7 protein-coding genes are annotated in these 8919 nt (G+C 41.4%); all 7 read left to right on the plus strand.

Annotation, left to right across the window (positions count from 1 at the left end):
• The coding region (gene nusG / locus WBM98_RS09350) for a transcription termination/antitermination protein NusG (RefSeq protein ID WP_424365760.1) at nucleotides 1–157 on the plus strand (157 nt) is incomplete at its 5' end.
• Between the two features lie 65 nt (nucleotides 158–222).
• The gene (gene rplK / locus WBM98_RS09355; protein ID WP_424365754.1) at nucleotides 223–660 is read left to right on the plus strand and encodes a 50S ribosomal protein L11; all 438 of its coding nucleotides are present in this window, start codon (nucleotides 223–225) and stop codon (nucleotides 658–660) included.
• Nucleotides 661–679: 19 nt separating this feature from the next.
• Nucleotides 680–1369, plus strand: coding sequence for a 50S ribosomal protein L1 (rplA, locus tag WBM98_RS09360; protein WP_424365755.1), 690 nt, complete (start codon nucleotides 680–682; stop codon nucleotides 1367–1369).
• 26 nt (nucleotides 1370–1395) lie between these two features.
• Entirely contained in the window at nucleotides 1396–1914 is a 519-nt protein-coding gene (rplJ, locus tag WBM98_RS09365) for a 50S ribosomal protein L10 (protein ID WP_424365756.1), read from the plus strand.
• Between the two features lie 48 nt (nucleotides 1915–1962).
• Nucleotides 1963–2343, plus strand: a complete 381-nt coding sequence (gene rplL / locus WBM98_RS09370) for a 50S ribosomal protein L7/L12 (RefSeq protein WP_424365757.1) — start codon at nucleotides 1963–1965, stop codon at nucleotides 2341–2343.
• A 130-nt stretch (nucleotides 2344–2473) separates the two neighbouring features.
• Nucleotides 2474–6283 carry a DNA-directed RNA polymerase subunit beta gene (gene rpoB, locus WBM98_RS09375; protein ID WP_424365758.1) on the plus strand — a complete coding sequence of 1270 codons (3810 nt, stop codon included), beginning with the start codon at nucleotides 2474–2476 and terminating at the stop codon, nucleotides 6281–6283.
• Nucleotides 6284–6341: 58 nt separating this feature from the next.
• A partial coding sequence (rpoC, locus tag WBM98_RS09380; RefSeq protein WP_424365759.1) for a DNA-directed RNA polymerase subunit beta' occupies nucleotides 6342–8919 on the plus strand: 2578 nt, incomplete at its 3' end.

The raw sequence follows: 8919 nt of genomic DNA on the forward strand, positions 1-8919 counted from the left end.
AGGAGAAACTGTTAAAGTTATTGATGGACCATTTAATGGTTTCGATGGTACAATCGAAAAGATAAATGAAGAAAAGCGTAAACTTGAAGTAATGGTGAAAATTTTCGGAAGAAAAACGCCATTAGAATTAAGTTATATGCAAGTTGAAAAAGTATAAATAAGAACTGTTACATAAAAAATTGTGTTGCTTCCAATTTGACACAATTAATTTAATTTTAAACAATGGCAAAAGAAATAAGTAAAGTAGTTAAACTACAAGTTAGGGGAGGTGCAGCGAATCCATCGCCACCGGTAGGACCCGCCTTAGGTGCTGCCGGAGTTAACATCATGGAATTCTGTAAGCAGTTCAACGCACGTACGCAGGACAAGCCTGGAAAGGTTTTACCAGTTGTTATCACGGTATATAAGGATAAGTCATTTGACTTTATCGTAAAGACACCGCCAGCGGCAGTTCAACTTTTGGAAGCAGCTAAGATTAAGAAAGGATCTGGCGAACCTAACAGGGTAAAACTAGGTAACGTAACCTGGGACCAAATCAAGGCAATTGCTGAAGATAAAATGGTCGACCTCAATGCATTTACTGTAGAATCGGCAATGAGTATGGTCGCCGGTACAGCACGTTCAATGGGTATGAAGGTATCAGGTAAACGACCTTTTTAAAATCTTAAAAAGCAATTAAATGGCAAAGTTAACAAAGAAGCAAAAAGATGCCCACGCTAAAATTGATAAGGATAAATTATATTCAATTGAAGAGGGATCGGCTTTAATAAAAGAGATAACCAATACAAAATTCGATGCATCCGTCGATTTAGCGGTTCGATTGGGAGTGGATCCCAGAAAGGCAAATCAAATGGTCCGTGGGGTAGTGACCCTACCACATGGTACAGGGAAAGATGTCAAGGTTTTGGCTTTGGTGACCCCAGATAAAGAGGCAGAGGCGACGGAAGCCGGTGCTGACTATGTTGGGTTAGACGAGTATTTGGAGAAAATAAAGGGCGGTTGGACTGATGTTGACGTGATCATCACCATGCCAAGCGTTATGGGCAAGTTAGGTCCTTTAGGACGAGTTTTGGGGCCAAGGGGTTTAATGCCCAATCCAAAGACGGGTACGGTTACCATGGATGTGGCCAAGGCGGTTTCTGAGGTAAAAGCGGGGAAAATAGACTTTAAGGTCGATAAAACCGGTATTGTACATGCGGCCATCGGAAAGGCATCCTTTCCTGTGGAAAAAATTGCAGGTAATGCCAAGGAATTGTTGGAGACCTTGAACAAATTGAAGCCTTCCGCATCAAAAGGTGTCTACATGAAGAGTATTTATATGTCGAGCACGATGAGTCCGAGTGTTCAACTAGACCCAAAAACAGTTTAAATAACTGGTAGTTCAAAATTTTAATTATGACAAGAGAAGAGAAATTAAACGTTATAGAAGATTTAACTGCTCAGTTATCTGAAAATGCAACCATCTATTTGGCTGATATTTCAGGGTTGGACGCGACCACTACCTCAAATTTGAGAAGAGCGTGTTTCAAGGCCAACGTTAAACTTTCAGTAGTTAAGAATACACTTCTAGCTAAAGCGATGGAAGCCTCTGACAAAGATTTCGGGGAACTTCCCGGGGTTTTGAAAGGAAATACCTCCTTGATGTTCGCCGAGGCAGGAAATGGTCCGGCAAAGCTTATCAAAACTTTTAGGAAAAAGTCGGATAAGCCTTTGTTGAAAGGTGCTTTCGTTGAGGAAGCCATATTTGTTGGTGATGACAAATTGGATACTTTGGTGAATATTAAATCCAAAGAAGAAATGATCGGGGAAATTATTGGTCTGTTGCAATCGCCAGCCAAGAATGTGATTTCCGGTCTTAAATCAGGTGGAGGTAAACTTGCCGGTATCCTAAAGACATTATCAGAAAGAGAGTAGTACGCACTTAAACAATTATATTTTAAAAATTTATTAAACGATAGAAAAATGGCAGATTTGAAAAATTTCGCAGAACAATTGGTTAACTTGACCGTAAAAGAGGTTAATGAGTTGGCCGATATATTAAAAGATGAGTATGGTATCGAGCCTGCAGCTGCTGCAGTTGCCGTTGCCGCAGGTGGTGGAGCCGCTGAAGGTGGTGAGGCCGTTGAGGAAAAATCAGAATTCGATGTAATTTTGACAGCCGCAGGAGGCTCTAAATTGGCCGTTGTAAAATTGGTTAAGGAATTGACCGGCTTAGGATTGAAAGATGCTAAGGATATTGTTGATAGCGCACCAAAAGCCGTTAAGGAAGGTGTATCTAAAGACGAAGCTGAAGGTATTAAAAAATCATTGGAAGAAGCAGGAGCAGAAGTTGAGCTTAAATAGTCGCTACTACCATAACAGTTTGGGTTTAGGTCTTACCGCAATATGCGGTCAGACCTAAGCCTTTTTATGCATTAAGTATATGAAGCCATATATGACCCGCTAGTATTCACGATCAAAATTTCGTCCATAGATGTTCACAAATCAGACTGAGAGAATAAATTTTGCATCCGCTAAGAACACACCGGACTATCCGGATTTCTTGGACATTCAGATTAAATCATTTCAAGATTTCTTTCAACTTGAAACAAAATCTGACGAAAGGGGCAATGAAGGTTTATACAATACCTTCATGGAAAACTTTCCAATAACAGATACACGAAATCAATTTGTGTTGGAATTTCTTGATTATTTCATAGATCCACCAAGATATTCAATCCAAGAATGTATAGAGCGTGGGCTAACCTATAGCGTTCCGTTAAAAGCGAGGTTGAAATTATATTGTACCGATCCGGAACATGAGGATTTTGAAACCATCGTACAGGATGTATATTTGGGTACGATTCCTTATATGACCCCAAGCGGTACTTTCGTCATCAACGGGGCAGAGCGCGTTGTTGTTTCACAATTACACCGTTCTCCCGGCGTTTTCTTTGGCCAGTCATTCCATGCCAATGGCACTAAATTATACTCGGCAAGGGTAATCCCGTTCAAAGGGTCCTGGATCGAGTTTGCTACCGATATCAATGGGGTGATGTATGCCTATATCGATAGAAAGAAAAAATTACCTGTTACAACATTGTTCAGGGCGATCGGATTTGAAAGTGACAAGGATATTCTTGAAATATTCGACCTTTCCGAAGAGGTAAAAGTATCAAAGGCTGGATTGAAAAAGGTCTTGGGCCGAAAATTGGCCGCCAGGGTATTGAACACTTGGCATGAGGATTTTGTGGATGAAGATACAGGTGAGGTTGTTTCCATTGAAAGAAACGAGATTATTTTGGATCGTGATACGGTTTTGGAGAAAGAGAATATCGAAGAGATATTGGACGCGGATGTAAAGACCATTCTTTTACACAAAGAGAATAACGCCCAATCCGATTATGCCATAATCCATAATACATTACAAAAAGATCCTACAAACTCTGAAAAAGAGGCTGTAGAACATATATACCGTCAATTGCGTAATGCGGAACCACCCGATGAGGAAACCGCACGAGGTATAATCGACAAACTGTTCTTTTCTGATCAACGCTACAACTTGGGTGAAGTGGGGCGGTATAGAATGAACAAGAAATTAGGGTTGGATATCGGAATGGACAAGCAGGTCTTGACCAAGGAAGATATTATAACCATTATTAAATATTTGATCGAGCTGATCAACTCAAAGGCAGAGATCGATGATATCGATCACCTTTCCAACCGTCGTGTAAGAACCGTAGGGGAACAGTTGTCCTCTCAGTTCGGTGTTGGATTGGCGCGTATGGCGAGAACCATTCGCGAGCGAATGAACGTTCGTGATAATGAGGTGTTTACCCCAATTGATTTGATCAATGCGAAAACGCTTTCATCAGTGATCAACTCATTCTTTGGTACCAACCAGTTATCACAGTTCATGGATCAAACGAATCCCTTGGCCGAGATTACGCACAAACGTAGATTATCTGCATTGGGGCCTGGCGGACTTTCAAGGGAAAGGGCAGGTTTTGAAGTGCGTGACGTTCACTATACCCATTACGGTAGATTATGTCCCATTGAAACCCCTGAAGGACCTAATATTGGATTGATTTCATCATTAGCGGTCTTTGCGAAGGTAAATCATATGGGCTTCTTGGAAACGCCTTACCGTAAGGTTGATAATGCAAAGGTAAATACCAACGAGTATTTGTATTTAAGTGCTGAGGAAGAAGAAGGAATGAAAATTGCCCAGGCAAATATTCCGCTTAAGAAAGATGGCACTATTGACAGTGAAAAAGTAATTGCAAGGGAAGAAGGGGATTTTCCTGTGGTCGATCCAAAAGAGATCAACTATACCGATGTTGCACCGAACCAGATCGCTTCGATTTCGGCGTCCTTGATTCCTTTCTTGGAACATGATGATGCCAACCGGGCCCTGATGGGATCGAACATGATGCGGCAGGCGGTACCGTTGTTGAAACCACAATCGCCAATCGTAGGTACTGGTCTAGAAAGACAAGTGGCTTCTGATTCGCGGGTCTTGATCAATGCCGAAGGTGATGGCGTTATAGAATACGTTGACGCCCAGAAGGTCACTATTAAATATGATAGGTCAGATTCTGAAAGGTTGATCAGTTTTGACGAGGATGAGAAAACCTATAACTTGGTAAAATTCAGAAAAACAAACCAAGGGACCAGTATCAATCTGAAACCGATTGTTAAAAGAGGGGATAAGGTCAAAAAAGGACAGGTTCTTTGTGAGGGCTATGCTACTGAGAAAGGGGAATTGGCCTTAGGTAGAAACCTTACTGTTGCTTTTATGCCATGGAAAGGATATAACTTTGAGGATGCGATCGTTATCTCTGAAAAAGTAGTGCGTGAAGATATTTTCACATCGATACATGTCGATGAATATGCCTTGGAGGTACGGGATACCAAATTGGGTGCGGAAGAATTGACACATGATATTCCCAATGTTTCCGAAGAGGCTACAAAAGACCTTGACGAGAACGGTATGATCCGTATTGGTGCTGAAGTCAAACCAGGGGATATCCTGATCGGTAAGATTACCCCCAAAGGGGAATCAGATCCCACACCTGAGGAAAAATTGCTACGTGCTATCTTTGGTGACAAAGCAGGGGATGTTAAGGATGCGTCCTTAAAAGCCTCACCATCTTTACGAGGTGTTGTAATTGATAAGAAATTGTTCTCTAGATCTATCAAGGACAAACGAAAGCGTTCTGAGGATAAGGAAGCGATTTCGAACCTTGAATTGGAATATGAGGTAAAATTCCAACAGCTTAAGGATGTTTTGGTAGAGAAATTATTCACCTTGATCAATGGAAAGACATCACAAGGTGTATTGAATGATTTAAGCGAGGAAGTATTACCAAAAGGTAAGAAATACACGATGAAGATGTTGAATTCTGTTGACGATTTTGCCCATTTGGTTGCTGGCACTTGGACAACAGATAAAGACACCAATATCTTGGTTGCTGACCTATTGCATAATTATAAGATTAAATTGAATGACCTTCAAGGGAATTTAAGAAGGGATAAATTCACGATTTCAGTTGGTGATGAATTACCTGCTGGGATTATGAAATTGGCCAAAGTGTATATCGCTAAAAAACGTAAGCTTAAAGTTGGTGATAAAATGGCCGGGCGACACGGTAATAAGGGTATTGTTTCTAGAATCGTACGTCAGGAAGATATGCCTTTCCTTGAAGACGGTACGCCTGTTGATATTGTCTTGAACCCATTAGGGGTTCCTTCACGTATGAACATTGGTCAGATTTATGAAACTGTTCTTGGTTGGGCAGGATTGAAATTAGGTAAAAAGTATGCAACACCAATTTTCGATGGTGCTACTTTGGACGAGATCAATGCCTATACAGATGAAGCAGGAATTCCAAGATATGGCCACACCTATCTTTATGATGGGGGTACGGGACAACGTTTTGACCAACCTGCGACTGTAGGGGTTATCTATATGCTGAAATTAGGACATATGGTAGATGATAAAATGCATGCCCGTTCCATAGGACCATACTCTTTGATTACACAACAGCCCCTTGGTGGTAAAGCACAATTTGGTGGTCAGCGATTTGGAGAGATGGAAGTTTGGGCATTGGAAGCCTATGGTGCATCGGCAACATTACGTGAAATACTTACGGTTAAGTCCGATGATGTTATTGGTCGTGCCAAAACATATGAGTCTATCGTTAAGGGTGAGACTATGCCAGAACCTGGTTTACCAGAATCTTTCAACGTATTGATGCACGAACTTAAGGGATTAGGTTTGGACATCAGATTGGAAGAATAGATAAATCTATTTTTAGAAAGGATTTTAGAACACATTTAATTTAGTATCACCATTTATTATGGCTAGAATAAAAGATAATAACCCAATAAAAAGGTTCAATAAGATTTCAATCGGTTTGGCATCTCCAGAAGCTATTTTGGCAGAGTCAAGAGGTGAAGTCTTAAAGCCTGAAACCATAAACTACAGAACGCACAAACCTGAGCGTGATGGTCTTTTCTGTGAGCGTATTTTTGGCCCGGTAAAGGATTATGAATGTGCTTGTGGTAAATATAAGAGAATACGTTACCGAGGTATTGTTTGCGATCGTTGTGGTGTTGAGGTTACCGAGAAGAAAGTCCGTAGGGATAGGGTAGGACATATCAATTTAGTGGTACCTGTTGCCCATATTTGGTATTTCCGATCCTTGCCAAACAAAATTGGATACCTATTGGGATTGCCATCCAAGAAATTGGACATGATCATTTACTATGAGCGTTATGTAGTAATACAACCTGGGATCGCAAAAGGACCCGAAGGGGAAGAAGTCAATAAGATGGATTTCTTGACCGAGGAGGAATATTTGAATATCCTAGAGACGATTCCACAGGAAAACCAATATTTGGAGGATAATGATCCGAACAAGTTCATCGCAAAGATGGGGGCGGAATGCCTTATTGATCTGTTGGCACGTATCGATCTTAAGGTATTATCATACGAATTAAGGCACAAAGCCAATACAGAGACATCAAAACAACGTAAAACCGAAGCATTAAAACGACTTCAGGTTGTTGAAGCTTTACGGGAATCCCAAGATAATAGGGACAATAGGCCAGAATGGATGATCATGAAGGTGATTCCGGTCATTCCGCCAGAATTACGTCCTTTGGTACCTTTGGATGGTGGTCGTTTCGCGACTTCCGATTTGAACGATCTATATAGAAGGGTGATCATTAGAAACAATCGACTAAAACGATTGGTAGAGATCAAGGCACCAGAAGTGATTCTTAGAAATGAGAAACGTATGCTTCAGGAAGCCGTTGATTCCTTGTTCGATAATACAAGAAAGGCCTCTGCCGTCAAGACAGAATCGAACCGACCTTTAAAATCCCTTTCTGACTCCTTAAAAGGAAAACAAGGGCGTTTCCGTCAAAACCTTTTGGGAAAACGGGTTGACTATTCTGCGCGTTCGGTGATTGTTGTTGGACCTGAATTGAAATTATTCGAATGTGGGCTTCCAAAAGATATGGCCGCTGAACTTTACAAGCCTTTTGTCATTCGTAAATTGATCGAAAGAGGTATCGTAAAAACGGTCAAATCCGCCAAAAAGATAATAGATAAGAAAGAGCCGGTTGTTTGGGATATATTGGAGAACGTTCTTAAAGGACATCCGGTATTATTGAACCGTGCCCCAACATTACACCGTTTGGGTATTCAAGCATTTCAGCCAAAATTGATCGAAGGAAAAGCGATACGCTTACACCCATTGGTCTGTACGGCCTTTAATGCGGATTTCGATGGGGATCAAATGGCGGTTCACCTTCCATTGGGCCCTGAAGCTATTTTGGAATCCCAATTATTGATGCTTGCATCACATAATATATTGAATCCAGCGAATGGTTCTCCTATAACAGTTCCTTCGCAGGATATGGTCTTGGGTCTGTATTATATGACCAAAGAAAGAAAATCTACGCCAGAGGTTCCTGTAAAGGGTGAAGGACTGACTTTTTACTCTTATGAGGAAGTGGAAATCGCTTTTAACGAAGGCATGGTAAATCTTAATGCAGGGATCAAGGTCCGGGCAAAGGATTTTAATGAAGAAGGTGAACTGGTGAACCAGATCATTCCGACCACTGTGGGTAGGGTGCTTTTCAATATGGAAGTTCCTGAACAAGCGGGTTATATCAATGATGTTTTGAATAAAAAGTCACTGCGTGATATTATCGGTAAGATCCTTGCCGTAACCGATGTTCCTACTACCGCTGATTTCTTGGACAAGATCAAGACCATGGGGTATGAATTCGCTTTTAAAGGAGGACTTTCCTTCAGTTTGGGGGATATTATCATACCACCGGAAAAACAATCGATGATCGATGATGCCAATGTGCAGGTAGATGGTATTATGGCCAACTATAACATGGGGCTAATCACCAATAATGAACGTTATAATCAGGTGATCGACGTATGGACTTCTACCAATGCCATGTTGACCGAATTGGCCATGAAACGTATTCGTGAGGACCAACAAGGATTCAACTCGGTGTATATGATGTTGGATTCAGGTGCAAGGGGTTCAAAAGAACAGATTCGCCAGTTGACAGGTATGCGGGGATTAATGGCCAAGCCTAAAAAATCCACGGCAGGTGGGGGTGAGATTATCGAGAACCCCATCCTCTCCAACTTTAAGGAGGGACTATCAATTTTGGAATATTTCATATCAACCCACGGGGCTCGAAAGGGTCTTGCAGATACCGCTTTGAAAACGGCCGATGCGGGTTACTTGACCCGTCGTTTGGTCGATGTTTCCCAAGACGTGATTATCAATACTGAAGATTGTGAAACACTACGGGGAATTGCGGTTGAGTCATTGAAGAAAAACGAGGAAATCGTTGAAACGCTTGGGGAGCGGATTTTAGGAAGGGTTTCCCTTCATGATGTCC

Origin of the sequence: Maribacter sp., from assembly GCF_049667165.1 — a bacterium.
Classification (GTDB): domain Bacteria; phylum Bacteroidota; class Bacteroidia; order Flavobacteriales; family Flavobacteriaceae; genus Maribacter_A.